Here is a 17,628-nt window from a genome sequence, read left to right as displayed (position 1 = left end):
ACGTTGTAAAAATTAGATCGACGCCCATTCAACCAAGGATGCGATTCCCATGGCCCTGCCTCCCGTCCTCGCCGACCGCCTGCGTATTCCGGTCATCGGTTCGCCCCTGTTCATCATCTCGGGTCCCGAACTGGTCATCGCCCAGTGCAAGGCGGGCGTGGTGGGCTCCTTCCCGGCGCTGAACGCCCGGCCGGTGAGCCAGCTGGACGAGTGGCTGGCCCAGATCACCGAGGAGCTGGCCGACTGGGACCGCAAGAACCCGGACCGCCCCTCGGCGCCGTTCGCGGTGAACCAGATCGTGCACAAGACCAACGACCGCCTGGAACAGGACGTCGAGCTGGCCGTGAAGTACAAGGCCCCGATCACCATCACCTCGCTGGGCGCCCGCGAGGACGTCAACGCCGCGATCCACTCCTATGGCGGCATCGTATTGCACGACGTCATCAACGATCGCTTCGCCCGCAAGGCGGTGGAGAAGGGCGCCGACGGCCTGATCCCGGTGGCGGCCGGCGCCGGCGGCCATGCCGGGCACCTGTCGCCCTTCGCCCTGGTCCAGGAACTGCGCGAGTGGTTCGACGGGCCGATCGCGCTCTCGGGCTCCATCGCCAACGGCGCCGCGGTGCTGGGCGCCCAGGCCATGGGCGCGGACCTCGCCTATATCGGCTCAGCCTTCATCGCCACCCAGGAAGCCCGCGCCATGGAGGGCTACAAGGACATGATCGTGGCGTCGCGCGGCGACGACATCGTCTATTCCAACCTGTTCACCGGGGTGCACGGCAACTATCTGCGCCCGTCCATCGAGGCCGCGGGCCTGGACCCGGACAACCTGCCGGAAGCCGATCCCTCGAAGATGAACTTCGGCTCGGGCGGCAACCAGAAGGCCAAGGCCTGGAAGGACATCTGGGGCTGCGGCCAGGGCATCGGGGCGGTGAAGGACATCCCCACCGCCGGCCAGCTGGTCGACCGCCTGGCGGCCGAGTACGAGGCGGCCAAGGCCTCGCTGGCCCGCAAGACCTCGCTCACCCGCGGCAGCGCCTTGGCGATGGCGGCCGAGTAGGGGTCAGCTCCCGGTCGAGGTGTATTTCGACACCCCGAACCTCCAGGCCAGGAACGAGACGGCCAGGAACAGCAGTCCTGCCGCTGGGGTCAGCGGCAGGAGCCAGGCTGGCGCGCCCAGCGGATCGGGCTTGTCCAGGATGGCCAGGACGGGGAAATAGGCGACGCAGCCCAGGGGCACGACGAAGATCAGCAGGTTGCGAAACCAGCCGGCATAGAGGCTGAGCGGGAATTGGGCGGCCTGGACGCCGCCATAGGTGAGGACGTTCATCACCTCCAGGCTCTCGACCGTCCAGAAGGCCAGGACGGCCTGGAAGACCATCAGCCCGACGAACAGGGCCACCCCGCCGACGATGGTCCAGAGCGCCAGCGCGATCTTGGCCGCGTCCCATTCCAGCGAGAGGGTGGCGGTGGCCAGGCCGATGACGATCAGGCCCTGGGCGAACCGCCCGATGCGGGCCAGGCGGAAGTCGTAGCCGATGAGCTGGAGCGCCGCCGAGCGGGGACGCAGCAGAACGCGGTCGAAGTCGCCGGTCTTGATGAAATGGGCGCCGAACATGTCGAAGCCACGGCTGAGGAAGTCGGCGATGGCGAACGAGACGCTGACCATGCCGAAGAACATGGCGATGTCGCCGAAGATCCAGCCCTGGACCGGGCCGAAGCGCGCGAACAGCGCCCAGGCCGCGACGACGTCGATAATGGTCGTGAAGAACTGGCCTGCCGCGAGCATCATGGTCGAGCCGGGGTATTGGAGCTGGCCGCGGACCGAGGCGGAGAAATAGCGGGTGAGCAGGAAGAGCGCGCTCATGGGGGTCAGCCTCCCTGCATCTGGAGGCGCGTCATCACTTGGGTCATCCAGGCGCGGCCGATGACGATCATGACGAGGGTCCAGAAGACCTGAAGGGCGAGGCCCGCGGCGGCGGCCCAGCCGGTCAGCCCGCCGAAATAGATGCGGAACGGGATGTCCAGGAAGCTGGCGAAGGGCTGGATCAGCAGGAAGGTCTGCATCCAGTCCGGATAGAGGGCCAAGGGCAGGAGGTTGCCCGACAGCGCGATGAGCAGCGAGGCGACCAGGGTGTTGATCCCCCGCTCGTCCATGGTCACCACGGCGCTGATGTTCAGCAGCATGACGAAGGCCGAGGAGACCAGGACCACCAGCACCATGGAGAGTGCGAAGAGCCCGAAAGCCAGGGTGTCGGCGGGCGGTCGCCAGGACCAGGCCTCCAGGCCCAACAAGGGAAAGGCCACGCCGGCCGCGGCCAGCATCAGCAGGGCGCGGGGCAGGGCGCGGGCGGTCATCCAGGCCGCGGCCCGGACGTACCACCAGTTATAGGTGTCGATGGGGCGCAGGCGCTCATAGCCGATGGCGCCGGTGCGGACGGCCTGGCTGATCTCCGGATCGCCGGTCCAGGGGGATAGCACCAGGAAGGCCTGGGCGAGCCAAGTGTAGGTGATCACCTGCGACAGGGTGATCGGCGTGTCGCCTGCCGCGGCATTGGCGAAGAAGGCCGCATAGACCATGACCTTGATCCCGCCCCACCAGCACTGGGTGGCGAAGCCGGCCAGGGCCGCGGCGCGGTACTGCAGCATGAGCTGGAACCGGGCCGCGAAGGCCGCGGCGTAGGGGCGGATGGCGCCGGCCACGGCTCAGGCCTCCGCCGCGCCGTGCAGGTCGTAGAACTTGGCGATCACCTCTTCGATGGCCGGTTGCTCGACGTGGATGTCTTCCACCGCATAGTCGGCGGTGATCGCGGCGATCAGCCGAGGCGCGCCGACGACGGCGGGATCGAAGGCCAGTTCCAGGGATCGTCCGTCGCGGGCGCGGACCTCGACGCCGGGAAGGTCGATCTCCGGCGCCTCGTCCACGAAGTCGATGAACAGGCGGCGTTCGCGCAGGACGTCGCGCCGCAGGGCCTCGAAGGGGCTGTCGGCCAACACCTGGCCGTGGCCGATGACGATGACCCGTTCGGCCAGGGCCTCGATGTCGTGCATGTCGTGGGTGGTCAGCAGGACGGTGACGCCGCGCTCGCGGTTCAGGCGTTTGACGAACTCGCGCACCGCCAGCTTCGAGGGGGCGTCGAGGCCGATGGTCGGCTCGTCCAGGAACAGAACCTCAGGCTCGTGCAGCAGGGCCGCGGCGATCTCGGCGCGCATCCGCTGGCCCAGCGAAAGCTGGCGGACGGGTTGGTCGAGCAGGCGCTCCAGGCGCAACAGGGCCACCAGCTCGTCGCGGGTCCGGGCGTAGCGGACCGGGTCGATGCGGTAGATGTCGCGCAACAGGTCGAAGCCGTCGATCACCGGCAGGTCCCACCAGAGCTGGGTGCGCTGGCCGAACACCACGCCGATCCGGGCCACGTGCTTGATCCGCTCCTGGTAGGGCACGAGGCCGCCTACCTCCACGCGGCCGCTGTCGGGGCGAAGGATGCCTGAGAGGATCTTGATCGTGGTCGACTTCCCGGCCCCGTTCGGGCCGATGAAGCCCAGCAACTCGCCGGCTTCCAGGGAGAAGGAGACGTCCTTCAGCGCCTCGACCGCGCGCCAGCGGCGATGGACAAGCCCCTTCAGCGCGCCCAGCACGCCGGGATCGCGTTCGGCGACGCGATAGGTCTTCGCCAGGTCCTGAACCAGGATCTGGGGCATGGGACACCGCCGCGATTTCAAAGAGAGAAGGAGGCGGACGCTAGGCGGCGCGACGGCGAGGGTCAATTGCGGAGCTTGGCCCGGACGCATCCATTCGGCTCGCCGCGACTTTAGGGAGACACGGACAACCCGGAGCCGCGACATGTGGAAGACTTTTTGCGGCCTCGCCCTGGCGGGGTTGCTGGCCAGCGCCTGCGACGATCCCGCCACCCGTCCGCCGGAAGTCTATGTCCCACCGATCCCCGCGCCGCCGAGCGATGTCGCGCTGGTGGCCCTGCGCGGCGCGCTTGGGCCCTGCGAGGCCGCCATGGACGAGGCGGCCGATCCGATCGGACAGCTGGCGGCGGGCGGCCGGGCCTCCACCGAGGGACGGGCGGTCATAGAGCGAGCGCGGTTGATCTGCGGCGGGGCGACGGCGGAGATCCGCTCGCTGGGAGTCTGGGGTCGGCTGAAAGATCCGTGCGCGCGGGCCGCGGAAGCGCGGGAGGTGGTGGCCAGCGGCGCCCTGGACATCCTCGAACTGCGCGGATCCACGCTGGGCGTGCCGGCCTTGCGGGACAAGATCGCCGATCAGGCCGCGGTCTCGCGCGCCTGCGCTGGCGAGATCATGGTGGCCGAGGGTCATTCTCCAACGGGCTGACGCGCCCTTGGGCGCCCAGCTTCTCTAATAGCTCCACCAGGGCAAAACCGCTGGCGCGCCCGAGGCCGCGCGGCCATGCTCGCGCGGGCGGACGATCAGGAGCTGACATGGCGCGAGTGGACGGCAAGCGGCGGGGATTGCTGGGATCCTTTGGATTCCAGGTCCTAGCCGCCATGGTGATTGGGCTCGCGCTCGGCATGCTGGCCCGCAACCTGGGAACTGAGCCTGGGCAGCAGGGCCATGGCCTGTCGGAAGCTCTGAAGCTGATGGGCTCGACCTTCGTCCAACTTCTGAAGGTGCTGGTGCCGCCCCTGGTGTTCACCGCGATCGTGGCCAGCATCGCCAACCTGCGCGAACTGCAGAACGCCGCGGCCCTGGTCTGGCGCACGCTCATGTGGTTCGCGATCACCGCCCTGATCGCCGTCAGCATCGGCATCGCGCTGGGCCTGATCCTCCAGCCAGGGGTCAATACCGGCGTCGCCGCGGCGGCGGCCGAGGCGTCGAGCACCCAGGGCTCCTGGATGGATTTCCTCAAGGGGCTCGTGCCGTCGAACATGTTGGGACTGACGGCGTCGACCAAGCTCACCGATGGATCGCCGACCACCTCGCTGTCGTTCAACGTGCTGCAGATCGTGGTGATCTCGTTGGTCACCGGGATCGCGGCCTTGCGCAGCGGGGCGGCGGCCGAACCCTTCCTGGCCTTCAACGCCTCGGCTCTGGCCATCGTGCGTAAGATCCTCTGGTGGGTGATCCGCCTGACCCCGATCGGCACCATCGGTCTGCTGGGCAACGCCGTGGCGCACTATGGCTGGGACGCCCTGGCCCAGCTCGGCGCGTTCGCGGCGGCGGTCTATATCGGCCTCGGACTGGTGCTATTCGTCGTCTACCCGACGCTGCTGGCGCTCAACGGGCTCAATCCGGTGAAGTTCTACCTGGCGGCCTGGCCGGCCATCCAGCTGGGCTTCGTGTCGCGCTCGTCCATCGGCACGCTGCCGGTGACCCAGACGGTGACCGAAACCGGTCTGGGCGTGCCGCGCGCCTATGCGGCGTTCGCCGTGCCGCTGGGCGCGACCACCAAGATGGACGGCTGCGCGGCCATCTATCCGGCCATCGCGGCGATCTTCGTGGCGCAGTTCTACGGCGTGCCGCTGGCCTTCACCGACTACCTGCTGATCGTCTTCGTCTCGGTGATCGGATCGGCGGCGACCGCCGGCCTGACCGGGGCGATCGTGATGCTGACCCTGACCCTGTCGACGCTAGGCCTGCCGCTGGAGGGAGTTGGCCTGCTGCTGGCTATCGACCCGATCCTGGACATGGGCCGCACGGCCACCAACGTCGCCGGCCAGGCGCTGATCCCGACGCTGGTGGCCAGGCGCCAAGGCATACTGGATCAGGCCATCTACGATTCAGCGGGCGTCGAGCCGACAATCGAGGACCAGCCTGCGGCCTAGGCCCATGGGCGTCCACCCGCTAGCATGCCGCGACGTCTGAATCGCGGGAGGCCAGCACCGATGGCCGACGAAGAGGGCGCCGACCGCTGGTCCGGGATCGGTGGCGCGGCGCTGCTGAAGGCGATGTTCGACGCCGCCGACGTGATGGCCGGCGTGTTCGAACTGCTCGATGACGACTACCGGTATGTGACGGCCAATCGCAACGCCGCGGCGTTCTACGGCCGAGGCGAAGGCGGCCTGGACGGCCTGACCGGCCGGGACCTGGGCCTGACGCGGGCGCAGATCGACGTGCGGCTGACCACGTTGCGCGCCTGCTGGGCCGCCCAGGAGGCGCGGACGGCGGAGTATCCCTTCTCGCTGGAGGGCGGCCGGCGAGGCTGGTTTCTGGGCACGTTCTCGCCCATGCCGGGGGAACGGCCACGGGTCGCTTTCGTCGTTCTCGACGTCACGGCGCGACACCAGGCCCAGCGCGACGCCGACCGCCAGAAGGCGCGGCTCGCCCTGGCGCTCGACGCCACCGAGCTCGGGCTCTGGGAGTACGACCTGGCGGCTGACCTGGTGGAATGGGATGCGCGGACCCGAATTCTGTTCGGCGTGGATGCTGAGACCACGATCGACTTCGCCACCTATGCGGCGGCGGTCCACCCCCACGACTTCCATCTGGTCGAGGCGGCCTATGGGGGCGCTTTGGCCGGCAAGGAGGGCGGCGCCTATGTCGTGGAGCACCGGACCGCCGCCGCCGGGGCGCGCGGCTCGGCGGCCTGGGTGCGCGGCGCCGCCCGGGTCGTGTTCGCGGAGGACGGTCGCCCCCGCCGGGTCATCGGCACCGCCCAGGACATCACCGCTCAGGTCGTGGCGCGGGAACGCCAGGACCTGTTGCTGGCGGAGCTGAATCACCGGGTGAAGAACAACCTGGCCACCGTGCAGGCCATCGCCGCCCACGCCTTCCGCAGCGCCGGCGACGATCCGGCCACGTTCCGCAGGGCGTTCGAGGAGCGCCTGCAATCCCTTGCGCGCGGGCATGACCTGCTGACGCGCAACGTCTGGGAAACCGCCGAGCTGACCGAGATCTTCGCCGCGGCCCTGGCGCCCTTCGACCAGACCTGCGTCCGGCTGCATGGCGAGGCCGGCCGGGTCCGCTTGAGGCCGGACTTGGCCGTCAGCCTGGTCATGGTGCTGCACGAATTGGCCACCAACGCCGCCAAGTACGGCGCCCTGTCGGCGCCGGGCGGAGAGGTGGCGATCGACTGGAGCCTCCAGCCGCAGGGGCTCAGGATCTTCTGGCGTGAGACTGGGGGCCCGCCGGTCTCGCCGCCCGAGCGCGAGGGCTTCGGATCCCGCCTGATCAGGACAGCGCTCGGCTCGTTCGGAGGATCGGCCAATCTGGCGTTTCCCGCGGAAGGGCTGATCTGCGAGATGACCGCGCCGCTCGACAGCTAGGCCTTGAGCCGGCCGTTCATCTCGTCGCCGGCGTTCTTTGGAAGCGGCACGAAGAAGAACAGCGAGACGAAGGTGAGCAGGCCGATCACCACGAAGGCCGGCGAGATCGCCCCGGCGGTCAGATGGGTCTCGCCGCGGGCGACCATAAAGAAATGCATCAGGGTGGCCGCCAGCCCGATGCCGATCGACTGGACGAGCTGCTGCATCATCGACGAGGTGGTGGAGGCGCGGCTCATCCGGTCCTGGTCGATGTCGGCATAGGCCATGCCGTTCAGGCTGGTGAAGTGCAGCGAGCGGAAGAATCCACCGACCGCCAGGCCGATCATGATCAGCCAGTGGGGCGTGGCGGGGGTGAACAGGCCATAGGCCATGAAGCTGACCCCCACGAAGACGGCGTTGACCACCAGCACCGTCCGGAAGCCGAAACGGCGCAGGATGGGCGGGGCGGTGGTCTTCATGACCAGGGCTCCGGCCGCGGAGATGAAGGTCATCAGGCCGGCCTGGAATGGCGACATGCCGAAGCCGATCTGCAGCAGCATGGCGAGCATGAAGGGCGTCGCCCCCATGGCGACGCGCATGAAGGCCCCGCCGACCACGGAGGCCGTGAAGGTCTGGATGCGGAACACCGAGAGGTCGATGATGGCGTGCGGATTGCCTCGCGCGCGCCGCCAGTAGAGGCCGAGCGCCGCGAACCCGCCCAGGAACAGTCCCGCCACCAGGCCGTCGGGCAGCATGTCGCGGCCGAGGTTCTCGAAGCCGAAGATCAGGCCCGCGAGCCCCAGGCCGGTCAACAGGATGCCGGTCCAGTCGATGGGTGAGACCTGCTGCTCGCTGACATTGGGCACGTAGCGGAAGACCAGGAACACGCCCACCACCGCCACGGGCAGGTTCATGAAGAAGATCCAGCGCCAGTCGGCGAAGGTGACGATGGCGCCGCCGACCACCGGGCCGATCACAGGGCCCAGCAGGGCCGGCATGGTCATGACCGACATGGCCCCGACCAACTCAGCCTTGGGCGTGGTGCGCAGCAGGACCAGGCGGCCGACGGGCGCCATCATGGCGCCGGCCATGCCCTGGAAGATGCGGGCGATGACCAGCTGGGTCAGATCCTGGGCCAGGCCGCAGGCCGCCGAGGAGAGGGCGAACAGCACCATGGCGATCATGAAGATGCGCTTGGCGCCGAACTTGTCGGCCACCCAGCCGCTGATCGGCAGGAAGACCGCCGAGGCCAGCAGGAACATGGTGATGGCGAGGTTCAGCCGCAGCGGATCCTCGTGCAACGCCACGGCCATGGTCGGTAAGGCGTTGGAGAGCACCGTGGCGTTCATCGTCTGCATCAACATGGCCGAGCCGATGATGGCCGGGATCACCCAGCCGCGGGTCATGGCCGCGTCATCCTGGCGTTCGAGAGGCCCGTCGACCGGGCTCACGGCTCGAGCGCCAGGAGCTGGAGGAGGGGCGCGATCGCCGCGCCCAGGTCGTCGCGCGCGGCGGGGTCGAGCTTGGCGATGCGGGCGGCGAGCCAGTCGTTGCGATGCTGGCGGATCGCCTCGAGCTGGCGGGCGCCGGCTGGCGTGACCGCCAGGCCGGAGCGGCGTCCATCGTCGGCATGGTCGGCGCGGACGACCCAGCCGGCCGCCTCCAGGCGTTTGACATGGCTGCTCATGGTGGGCCGAGACATTTGCTCGGCGTCGGCCAGGTCGCAGACTCCGACGCCGGGGACACGCATGATCTGACCAAGGATCAGGGCGTCCAGCGCCGAGACCCCCGCGCGTTGGGCTTCCTGCCGCAGACGGCGCGAAACGCGCAGCAGGGCCGGGCGCAGCGCCTCGGCCAGTTTCGTCGGTTCGGGACTGTCGAGCTGCACGGTCATTTGGTCACGAAAGTAGTTAGGTTGTCGAACTACCTATCTGAACCGCATCGAGCGGGCGGTCAAGCGAGGGCGGCGCCGCCTGCGCGGCTTGCGGGAACTTCCGGCCGAATTCCCCGTTGAGGCGAGTAGGCCGAAGTGAGGGCCAGCAGATGTCAGAGCCTCAAGACAGCCTGCCGTCGGAAGCGATGGCGCAAGTGACCGCCGAGATCCGCGCCATGACGCGGCGCATGTCGCGCGACCAGGTCCTGGACCTTGCCGATCTGCTGCATGAGGTGGTCCGCGAGCGCCAGTTCGAACAGATGACCTGGCGCCGTCGTTTCAATCCACAGCCCGAGTCGGCGCAGCAAGCCTGACGGCGGCGTTGCGAGCGGCCTGAGCGCTGGCCAGAAGCAGATGGGCCTGGGCCTCCAGTTCCTCAGCGGCCGCGGCGCAAGCAATGGCTTCGCCCGTCGCGTCACGCGAGCAGGCGGCGCGGGCGCGCTCGCCGGCCTCATGCGCCGCGCGGGCGGCGAGCTGGGCCTTCACGACGGCCGACAGGAACCCGCCCGCCGCACTCTCGGACCAGGCTTGGCGTCGCGTGAGCTTGGCCCTGGCCTCGGCCAGCAGGGCGTGGCGATCACGGGGTTCGTAGGGCGCGGGACCGAGTCCCGACCAGCAGACGCCGGCATGGCGAGCGGCAGCCTGACGCGCCCACGCCCCGCGCCGCTGCTCCGCCTGCAACTCGACGGCTGCGCCGCGGATCGAAATGCCCGCTGAGGCCAGGCGCCCCTGTGGCCTACACGTTCTGCCGCCGAGCCCCTCGGCGGCAGACTTGGAAATCGCGTACGTGCAGCGCGGCGTTCAGATCCTGAATTGCGACGCCGCTCGGCGGCTCGCCGTCGACACGCATGACGCCGAGCACGAATTGGAGGCGAGGCCTCCTGGTTGGCGACGATAGGCGTCTACGCGGCCTCGACCTCGAGGCTGTCGAACTCGACGATCAGGCGAGCGCCGGCTTGGGGCCCCAGCTTATCGATAGCCTGGCGTTCGATCTCCGCGCGGGTTCGTCCACGGGACGCCTCGCGCTCCCGCACGCCATGCCACTCCACCATGTCGGCCCAGACCGGATCGATGATCTGGCTTCCGGGAACCTCGTGGCCGTCGGTGGTGCGAACGGTGAAGCTGCGGAGCTCGGAGATCACCGCCTGCAGGTAACCGACGTGAATCTGCTCGTCCTGGCGGATTCGCTCGACGAGGACGGCCGCCTGGTCGGCGGCGGGGCGCCGATCGACGAACAGCACCGGATCGCGCAGGACATCGCAGCAGAAGGCGAAGAAGGATTCCGCCCGGACCTCGATCATCAGGACGTTCATCAGCATCTTGATGAGCCCCTCATGTTCTGGGCTGATCAGAGGCATCTCCCGGTCAACCTCGACGGGGCGCGAGATGCTCTCGGGCGGCGCCGGCATGGGATAGGCGTCCTTGCCAAAGACCAGGTCGCGGCAGGCGAACCACATGGCGTCGTGGGCGCCGAGGTCCGGTGTGCGGGGATCGCCGCCGCCCTCGTCCATGCCGTGGCCTTCGAGCAGGCCCAGGTGAAGATGGCCGGTGGCCGTGTCGCTGATGTTCTCGACGATCAGCTTGCGCATGTCCGGCGGGACGTAGCTGACCAGGGCCTTGCCGCGGGCCTCGACGATCCCGGTGATGGTGAGGGAATTCCAGAAACTCTGGCCGAGGCCGTTCCGCAGCAGCACGCGCTCCTGCGCCACCGTCGGATAGTTGGGCAGCTTCAGCAGCGACGTGGTGGCGTCGATGAGCGGCCAGCCGCGCGTTTCGAGCGCCGCGCCCCAGGCCCGCACCGCCGGCCATCGATGCAGCACCCGGGGCGACACATAGGCGTCCTGAGCATCGAAACCGCCATGCAGACGGTAGCCCGCCTCGTCGTGCGGTCTGGCGTAGGGATGGCTCGCCATCAACTGGTCGCGGCTGTAGCGCAGGGAAGCGGGAATGGCGGCGTCCATGGTGTTCCTCCGCGCCGCGCCTCTGATGGGCCGCATGCGCGGCGGCGATCCTAGCTTATCGCTGGTCACCTGCAACGGCGACGCGGCCGACCAGCATCCGGACATAGTCGCCCACGTCTGCCGGCCAGGCGGCCGTGAGGGCGTCGAAGCGGGCATAGTCCTTGGCATAGAAGGCGCGGTTCGCCTCCTCGAAGTCCGGCAGGTCGCCAGCAAGCGCGAACATGACCCGGTGTACGGCGTCCTGGGCCTGTCGCAGGGTCGCGGGCGAGGTCCGACGGGCGTCCTCCACGAGCCGCCGAAGCGCCGCCGAGGCGCCGCCGGGCTGTGCCGCCAGCCACTCCCAATGGCGCGGAAGCAAGGTCACCTCGCGCGCCGTGACGCCGAGCTTGGGTCGTCCTCGACCGGTTGGCTTGCCGGGTTCGGCCTGCGGCGTCTGGTTCAGCCGTTCCAGGACGTCGGGCAGGGAGCCTCGCAGGTCGAGTTCGACCGAGCGTCCCGTGGCGTCGTCGAAGATCAGCAGGTGCGTCGCGTCGGCGTCAGCCGCCGACTTCACGGCCGGAACGACCTCTCGCAAAGTTCCAGCCGCGATGCGTCGGTGTCGGACAAAGGCCGTGAAGATGTCGGTCGCGGGCATCGAGACTCCGGTGGTGACGGGCATCCAAAGCCGTCGCTCCTGACTTAAATAATACCCGGGTACAAATTGAGCAAGCGTGCGAAATCCTTCGAGCGCTGGTTCGCGTGCGTCGACTGCAATGCGCGACCAAGCGGTCCGCAACCCACGCCGTACGAGGCCACAACCAAATCATGGAGCAAGAAATGGCGCGAATGCCCCGCGGTGAACCTCGAACCGTGCCGGATGCGGCCGGAGACCGCTACGATCAGGAGATGGCCAGGATCCGGGCGCGACGACAGGCTGAGGATCGCGGACTTCGCTCGCCGCTCGATCTAGCCAAGGATGCGTTCCACGACTTCCAGAATGGACCGGACATCCAGGGTCCGACCACCGCACAGTCGTTCATTCCAATTGTGGGACCGGCCTGGGAAGCTGCAGCTGACTTGCAGGATGGAAATTACGCCGGCGCGGCATTCAATGGCGCGATGGCTGTGGCGGATGCGCTACCGGTGGGTGTCGTGGTCAAGGGCGCAAGGGCGGCGTCGAAGGGCGTGGGAGTTTTGAAAAAGGGCTCCGTCACCGCCGACGCCTCTCGCAAGGTGCTACGCAAGCTCGGGTTGGCGAAGCCCGGGCAGGAGATTCACCACACAATCCCGCTGAAGGGCCTCGGTCGAAACGTGCAGGATCCAAGGAACCACTATGCACTGCTGAAGGTGCTGCCAACGGAGCAGCACCGGCGCCTGACCGGCAGTTGGGGCGGTAAGCCCAGGTATGATCCTATTCGCCGTGTTTGGTACGGCACGACGGACTGGATGAAGGCTATGCCCGCGGGCCTCGCGGCATATGCTGCAGACAGTGTCGAGAACCTCTCGCGCCCCAGCGCGGCGCCGAAGCACCCGCGCTGATCGCAACTTCACAAGCCTGCCCGCATTGTCTTTGTTCCCTTTTCGTTCGTATACAATTTGGGGGCGGGTATGAAGACGGCGCAGGCGGATTTCCGGTTTCCTGTTCTGGGGTTCACTACGGACTCCGACATTTGGGGACTGCCAGACCTGGACGCCCTGACAACTTGCGGTCCGCGAACCTTGGCGGAGGACCTGCAGGTCGGGATGGAGCTGGTGGACGCTGAAGGGTGTCGTTGGATCGTGAGCTCGGTCCTGCGCACGGGGCGGGCAGGATCGTTGCTATCGCGACTGATGCCAGGTCCCGCGCAGTTCCGGATAGAGCATGAACTGGAACTGCTCACGCCGCTCTCTCTCGCGGACGTGCAGGCGCGGGTTTGTGCGGCGATGAGGGCCCATCCTGACTTTTGGTGCGAGGATGAGGAGCGAGACACGGTCCTGCCGGCGCGTCTCGCGGAGGTGAGCGCGGTGGCGACTATCGCCGACATCCATGAGGTGCTGGGGTTGGACAGCTTCCACGCGTACTGACACGGCGGAGCTAGGTTTTGGTGGCGCCGCCGGGCAAGATTGAACTGCCGCCCCCCATTCAGGCCCCGAAGCCGTGGTTGGCGATCCAGTCGCTGGCGGGTACCTAACCTGATGCGAATCCGACTGGTTCTTTCCTCGGCGCTGGCCCTGTGCGCCCTTCCAGCCCTAGCGCATGCCGCCGCGCCGCGGGTTGACGCGCCCGCGCTTCTGGGCGCGCCGATCGAGTTCTATCTTTTCGGCCTGACCTTGCTCGGCGTCGCCATCTTCCATCATCGCACCCTGGAGGTGGCGTTCACCGGGCTCGCCACGATCCTCGCCTATCAGGCCTTGGTCAGCGGCTTTCCCACGGGCGTCGGCTTGGCCGCGCTGGGCGAACACGTGCGGCATGAATGGGTGATCCTGACCAATCTGCTGCTGCTGCTGGTCGGGTTCGAATTGCTCTCGAACCAGTTCGAGCGCAGCAACTTGCCCGATCATCTCCCGAGCCTGCTGCCTGACGACTGGACAGGTGGGGTGGCGCTTCTGGGTATCGTCTTCGTCATGTCCGCCTTTCTGGATAATATCGCCGCCGCGGTGATCGGTGGCGTGATGGCGCGCCACGTCTACCAGGGCCGGGTGAGCGTGGGTTTCCTGGCCGCCATCGTCGCCTGCGCCAACGCGGGCGGAGCGGGCAGCGTCATCGGCGACACGACGACCACGATCATGTGGTTGAACGGGATATCACCGCTCAGGGTGCTGACGGCCTATGTGGCGGCCGGCGTCGCGTTCGTCGTCTGCAGCCTGGCGGGCGCGCGATCACAGCAGCGTTATCAACCCATCCTCGCCAAGGACGAGCCGGACCATCCGCTGCAATGGCGCCGCGTCTGGATCGTGATGTTCATCCTGGCGGCCGCTGTGGCGACGAATATCACCGCAAACATCCTCACCGAGGGCGAGGAGAGGGCGCCCTGGCTGGGCTTGGCCGTGTGGGCGGCCTTGATCCTGACGGCCTTTGTGGCAAAGCCCGATTGGGCGGTGGCTCGGCCGGCGCTCAAGGGCGCATCGTTCCTAGTGGCCTTGGTCGCGGCGGCGTCGCTGATGCCGGTGAACGCGTTGCCGGATCCCACGTGGCAGAGCTCGCTGGGACTGGGCTTCCTGTCCGCCGTGTTCGACAACATCCCCTTGACTGCGCTCGCCCTGGAACAGGGCGGCTATGACTGGGCCTTGCTAGCCTACGCGGTCGGCTTCGGCGGCTCCATGGTCTGGTTCGGATCCTCGGCCGGAGTGGCGCTCACCAACCTCTATCCCGAAGGTCGATCCGTCTTCCGATGGCTGCGGGAGGGATGGTTCGTTCCGCTCGCCTACGTCCTGGGGTTCTTCGTCATGCTGCTGCTTCTCGGCTGGAATCCAGCCCCTTCGGCGGGAGGCGTCGCCGGAAGCCCCTGAGGCTGTGCTAGGATTCTGGTCTCGAAAGGGGGGCAGCCGATGTCTATCGAACTTTGGGCGCTGTTCGGGGCCATGGTCCTGGGCCTCATCCATCTCACCGCGGCGTCGTTCACATTCAAGGCCCAGGTCGGGAACGCCTATTCGGTCGGTGCGCGGGATGAGGAATTGCGGCCGAAGGGCGTCGCGGGGCGCCTCGACCGGGCCCAGCGCAATTTCCTCGAGACCTTCGCCGTCTTCGCCGCCGCAGTCCTGATGCTGGAGATGCTCGGCCGCTCAGGCGGTTGGCTGAGCGTGGCCGGCGCCGTGGTCTACCTCGCGGGAAGGCTGCTTTTCCTCCCGCTCTACGCCGCGGGCGTCCCGTGGTTTCGCACCTTCAGTTGGAATATTGCGACCGCCGGCTTGGTCATGGTCATGATCGCGATCGTCTGGACGCCTTAGCCGAGGGCTATCACCGGACTGTTCCTCCTTCGGTTCTGGCGCCGGACGCCCCTATCTGGTGGGGTTCGCGGCGTTCATCGTCACCATCGTCGCCGTATTGGCCAAGAACACCTGCGCTGGCGGGCCCCGGCGCGTCGGGCGCGAGGCGAGAGCGTCGCCTAGATTCCAGCCAGTATTAGGCCGAGCACGGCCAAGCCGCCGCCAAGCACCATGACGATCGTCCAGCCTCGGTGGGTCAAGAAGTTCCAATGATGACGCCGCCACGAGCGGCGCTTGAAAATGCGCATGTCGACAAACTTGGGTTGGGATGGCTTGAACGTCGCGACCGCGAGGTCGTCAGGGATATCCGGCCTGCCGCGCCTCGAAGGCGGCAAGCGTCGCCATGATCACAATGCGCGAGACGGAGTCTCCTAGGCGGCAAATCTGCACCGGTCGCGCCAGGCCTCGCAGGACGGGTCCGATAACGGGTACCTCCCCCAGTGCCTGAACCAGCTTTGTCGAGATCGCCGCCGAATGAATCGCCGGCATGATCAGGACGTTCGCCGGCTCGCTTAGGCGCTGAAACGGGTAACTGTCCCAGAGTCCCGGATCCAGCGCGACGTCGGGTGGCATTTCGCCCTCGTACTCGAAGTCGACTCCCCGCCGGTCCATCAGCTCGACGGCCTCGCGCACGCGCCGCGGCTGCGCGCCACGCGGGTGGCCAAAGCTCGAATAGGACAGGAATGCGACGCGTGGGACGTGACCGAGTTCGCGCACGGCCGCGGCGGCCTCGCAGGCGATTTCCACGAGATCCTGGGCGCTCGGGAGCTCGCTGATCGAGGTGTCGGCGACGAAGATTGTTCGCCCCCTGGCCAGCAGGGCCGAGAAGCCGATGACCCGGCCACCTGGCGCCCGGTCGATGACCCGGTAGACCTCCTCCAGGCACTGGTCGAAATTCCGGGTCACGCCCGTGACCATGGCGTCGGCGTCGCCAAGTGCGACCATGGCGGCGGCGAAGCTATTGCGGTCCAGGTTGATCAGGCGTTGGACGTCGCGCTTCAGGAAGCCCACCCGCCGCAGCCGGCCGTGGAGGTAGTCGACATAGGCTCCGTTGCGATGCGACAGTCGTGCGTTGACGACCTCGATCTCGAAATCCGAGGCGTCGAGGCCCAGTTCGCGCGCGTTGCTCCAGATCTGCTCCTCCCGGCCGACCAGGATTGGGACGCCCAGGCCCTGGCTGGCGAAGGCGTGCGCTGCGCGGATCACCGAGGGCTCTTCGCCCTCGGCGAAGACGACCCGCTTCATGGGCGCCGAGCGGACGGCCTCGGTGATGTTCTGGAGAAACCCCGCCGATGGGTCGAGCCGGCGCTTGAGCTCGGCGCGGTAGGCGCTCATGTCGGCGATCGGGCGACGCGCCACGCCGCTGCGCATGGCCGCTTCGGCCACGAACGGGGGAACATACCAGATCAGACGTGGATCGAACGGGGAGGGGATGAGGTAGTCGCGACCGAACTTCAGCTTACGGCCCTGATAGGCCACAGCGACTTCGTCGGGCACGTCTTCGCGGGCAAGCAGGGCGAGCGCCCGGGCCGCTGCGACCTTCATCTCTTGATTGATCGACCGCGCCCGAACATCCAAGGCGCCGCGAAAGATGTAGGGGAACCCGAGGATGTTGTTCACCTGGTTGGGATAGTCGGAGCGTCCCGTAGCGACGATCGCGTCCTGGCGGACCTCCAGGACCTCCTCGGGGGTGATCTCAGGATCAGGATTGGCCATGGCGAAGATGATCGGGTTGGCGGCCATCGAGGCGACCATCGCCTTTGTAAGGGCCCCCTTTGCGGAGACGCCCACGAACACATCGGCCCCGGCCAGGGCTTCGGCCAGGGTCCGGTGAGGCGTGTCGGTCGCGTGGACGGACTTCCACTGGTCCATGCCGACCTTGCGTCCGCGGTGGACCACACCGTCGATGTCGACCAGGGTTGTGTTCTCAGGGCGCACGCCCAGAGCCTTCATCATGGTGATCGAGCCCAGGCCCGCGGCTCCGGCGCCGCAAAGCACCAGGCGAAGGTCCTCCAGCCTGCGCCCGGTGACCTCGCAGGCGTTGATCAGGCCCGCCGCACAGATGATGCCGGTGCCGTGCTGGTCGTCGTGGAACACTGGAACGTCGAGTAGGTCCTGAAGTTCGGCCTCGATCCGGAAGCAGTCGGGACTGGAAATGTCTTCCAAGTTCACGCCGCCGAAGGTAGCGCCGATGTGCCGAACGACCTCGATGAAGGCGTCTGGATCGTCAGTGGCGACTTCGATGTCGAAGGAGTCGAGGTCGGCGAAGCGTTTGAAGAGGATCGACTTGCCCTCCATGACCGGCTTGGACGCCAGGGAGCCCAGATTGCCGAGCCCGAGGATCGCCGTGCCGTTGGAGATCACGCCGACCAGATTGCCCTTGGAGGTGTAGTCGTAGACCGCGTTGGGATCCTCGGCGATCTTCCGAACCGGGGCCGCGACCCCGGGCGAGTAGGCCAGGCTCAGGTCCTGTTGGGTCGCCATGGGCTTGGTCGCGGCGATCGCGATCTTCCCGGGCTGGGGATAGCGATGGAAGTCGAGCGCTTCCTGGTCGGCGCGGGCGCGCCGCTCGTCGATGGTCAT

At 67.7% G+C, this 17,628-nt stretch carries 18 protein-coding genes; 9 read left to right on the top strand and 9 right to left on the bottom strand.

The window, feature by feature from the left end; translation table 11 throughout:
- Positions 1–49 precede the first annotated feature (49 nt).
- Positions 50–1,057: an NAD(P)H-dependent flavin oxidoreductase gene (locus V6M51_RS10445; protein ID WP_332766927.1), complete on the top strand. Its 1,008-nt coding sequence runs from the start codon at positions 50–52 to the stop codon at positions 1,055–1,057.
- A 3-nt stretch (positions 1,058–1,060) separates the two neighbouring features.
- On the opposite strand, the gene V6M51_RS10440 is transcribed toward V6M51_RS10445, so the two are convergent.
- Genes V6M51_RS10440 through V6M51_RS10430 form a run of 3 tightly spaced genes read right to left on the bottom strand, consistent with a single transcriptional unit; the run spans position 1,061 to position 3,696 of the window.
- On the bottom strand, positions 1,061–1,864 hold the full coding sequence (locus V6M51_RS10440) for an ABC transporter permease (protein WP_332766925.1): 804 nt from the start codon (positions 1,862–1,864) through the stop codon (positions 1,061–1,063).
- 5 nt (positions 1,865–1,869) lie between these two features.
- Complete coding sequence (locus V6M51_RS10435; protein WP_332766923.1) at positions 1,870–2,700, bottom strand: ABC transporter permease; 831 nt, start codon at positions 2,698–2,700, stop codon at positions 1,870–1,872.
- Positions 2,701–2,703: 3 nt separating this feature from the next.
- On the bottom strand, positions 2,704–3,696 hold the full coding sequence (locus tag V6M51_RS10430; protein ID WP_332766921.1) for an ABC transporter ATP-binding protein: 993 nt from the start codon (positions 3,694–3,696) through the stop codon (positions 2,704–2,706).
- Positions 3,697–3,838: 142 nt separating this feature from the next.
- On the opposite strand from V6M51_RS10430, the gene V6M51_RS10425 reads away from it, so the two are divergent.
- From V6M51_RS10425 to V6M51_RS10415, 3 genes are all read left to right on the top strand, one after another.
- Positions 3,839–4,336 (top strand): hypothetical protein, encoded by a 498-nt coding sequence (locus V6M51_RS10425; RefSeq protein WP_332766919.1) that lies wholly within the window; start codon positions 3,839–3,841, stop codon positions 4,334–4,336.
- Positions 4,337–4,443: 107 nt separating this feature from the next.
- Complete coding sequence (locus V6M51_RS10420; RefSeq protein ID WP_332766917.1) at positions 4,444–5,787, top strand: dicarboxylate/amino acid:cation symporter; 1,344 nt, start codon at positions 4,444–4,446, stop codon at positions 5,785–5,787.
- Between the two features lie 60 nt (positions 5,788–5,847).
- Positions 5,848–7,227 carry a sensor histidine kinase gene (locus V6M51_RS10415; protein ID WP_332766915.1) on the top strand — a complete coding sequence of 460 codons (1,380 nt, stop codon included), beginning with the start codon at positions 5,848–5,850 and terminating at the stop codon, positions 7,225–7,227.
- On the opposite strand, the gene V6M51_RS10410 is transcribed toward V6M51_RS10415, so the two are convergent.
- A complete protein-coding gene (locus V6M51_RS10410; protein WP_332766913.1) occupies positions 7,224–8,657 on the bottom strand; it encodes an MFS transporter in 1,434 nt (477 codons plus the stop codon). The two genes, V6M51_RS10415 and V6M51_RS10410, sit on opposite strands and share 4 nt — an antisense overlap.
- On the bottom strand, positions 8,654–9,100 hold the full coding sequence (locus V6M51_RS10405) for a MarR family winged helix-turn-helix transcriptional regulator (RefSeq protein ID WP_332766911.1): 447 nt from the start codon (positions 9,098–9,100) through the stop codon (positions 8,654–8,656). The genes V6M51_RS10410 and V6M51_RS10405 overlap by 4 nt, the downstream gene beginning before the upstream one ends.
- A gap of 149 nt (positions 9,101–9,249) precedes the next feature.
- Between V6M51_RS10405 and V6M51_RS10400 the strand changes: the two genes are divergently transcribed.
- Positions 9,250–9,453, top strand: coding sequence for a hypothetical protein (locus V6M51_RS10400; protein WP_332766910.1), 204 nt, complete (start codon positions 9,250–9,252; stop codon positions 9,451–9,453).
- Here V6M51_RS10400 and V6M51_RS10395 read toward each other — a convergent pair.
- The 3 genes from V6M51_RS10395 to V6M51_RS10385 form a co-directional block, all read right to left on the bottom strand.
- Positions 9,419–9,820, bottom strand: coding sequence for a hypothetical protein (locus tag V6M51_RS10395; protein WP_332766908.1), 402 nt, complete (start codon positions 9,818–9,820; stop codon positions 9,419–9,421). The two genes, V6M51_RS10400 and V6M51_RS10395, sit on opposite strands and share 35 nt — an antisense overlap.
- Positions 9,821–10,041: 221 nt before the next feature.
- Positions 10,042–11,100 carry a hypothetical protein gene (locus tag V6M51_RS10390; RefSeq protein ID WP_332766906.1) on the bottom strand — a complete coding sequence of 353 codons (1,059 nt, stop codon included), beginning with the start codon at positions 11,098–11,100 and terminating at the stop codon, positions 10,042–10,044.
- Positions 11,101–11,155: 55 nt separating this feature from the next.
- Positions 11,156–11,758, bottom strand: a complete 603-nt coding sequence (locus tag V6M51_RS10385; protein WP_332766905.1) for a DUF2239 family protein — start codon at positions 11,756–11,758, stop codon at positions 11,156–11,158.
- Positions 11,759–11,916: 158 nt separating this feature from the next.
- Between V6M51_RS10385 and V6M51_RS10380 the strand changes: the two genes are divergently transcribed.
- From V6M51_RS10380 to V6M51_RS10365, 4 genes are all read left to right on the top strand, one after another.
- Positions 11,917–12,618: a hypothetical protein gene (locus V6M51_RS10380; protein ID WP_332766904.1), complete on the top strand. Its 702-nt coding sequence runs from the start codon at positions 11,917–11,919 to the stop codon at positions 12,616–12,618.
- A gap of 69 nt (positions 12,619–12,687) precedes the next feature.
- Complete coding sequence (locus V6M51_RS10375) at positions 12,688–13,143, top strand: hypothetical protein (RefSeq protein ID WP_332766903.1); 456 nt, start codon at positions 12,688–12,690, stop codon at positions 13,141–13,143.
- Positions 13,144–13,254: 111 nt separating this feature from the next.
- Positions 13,255–14,568, top strand: coding sequence for a hypothetical protein (locus tag V6M51_RS10370; RefSeq protein ID WP_332766901.1), 1,314 nt, complete (start codon positions 13,255–13,257; stop codon positions 14,566–14,568).
- A 39-nt stretch (positions 14,569–14,607) separates the two neighbouring features.
- Positions 14,608–15,006: an MAPEG family protein gene (locus tag V6M51_RS10365; protein ID WP_332766899.1), complete on the top strand. Its 399-nt coding sequence runs from the start codon at positions 14,608–14,610 to the stop codon at positions 15,004–15,006.
- A 336-nt stretch (positions 15,007–15,342) separates the two neighbouring features.
- Here the strand turns inward: V6M51_RS10365 and V6M51_RS10360 are convergent, their stop codons facing one another.
- Positions 15,343–17,628 carry an NADP-dependent malic enzyme gene (locus V6M51_RS10360; RefSeq protein WP_332766898.1) on the bottom strand — a complete coding sequence of 762 codons (2,286 nt, stop codon included), beginning with the start codon at positions 17,626–17,628 and terminating at the stop codon, positions 15,343–15,345.

The organism is Phenylobacterium sp., assembly GCF_036677185.1.
GTDB lineage: Bacteria > Pseudomonadota > Alphaproteobacteria > Caulobacterales > Caulobacteraceae > Phenylobacterium.
This window is presented reverse-complemented; position numbering and strand designations above follow the sequence as displayed.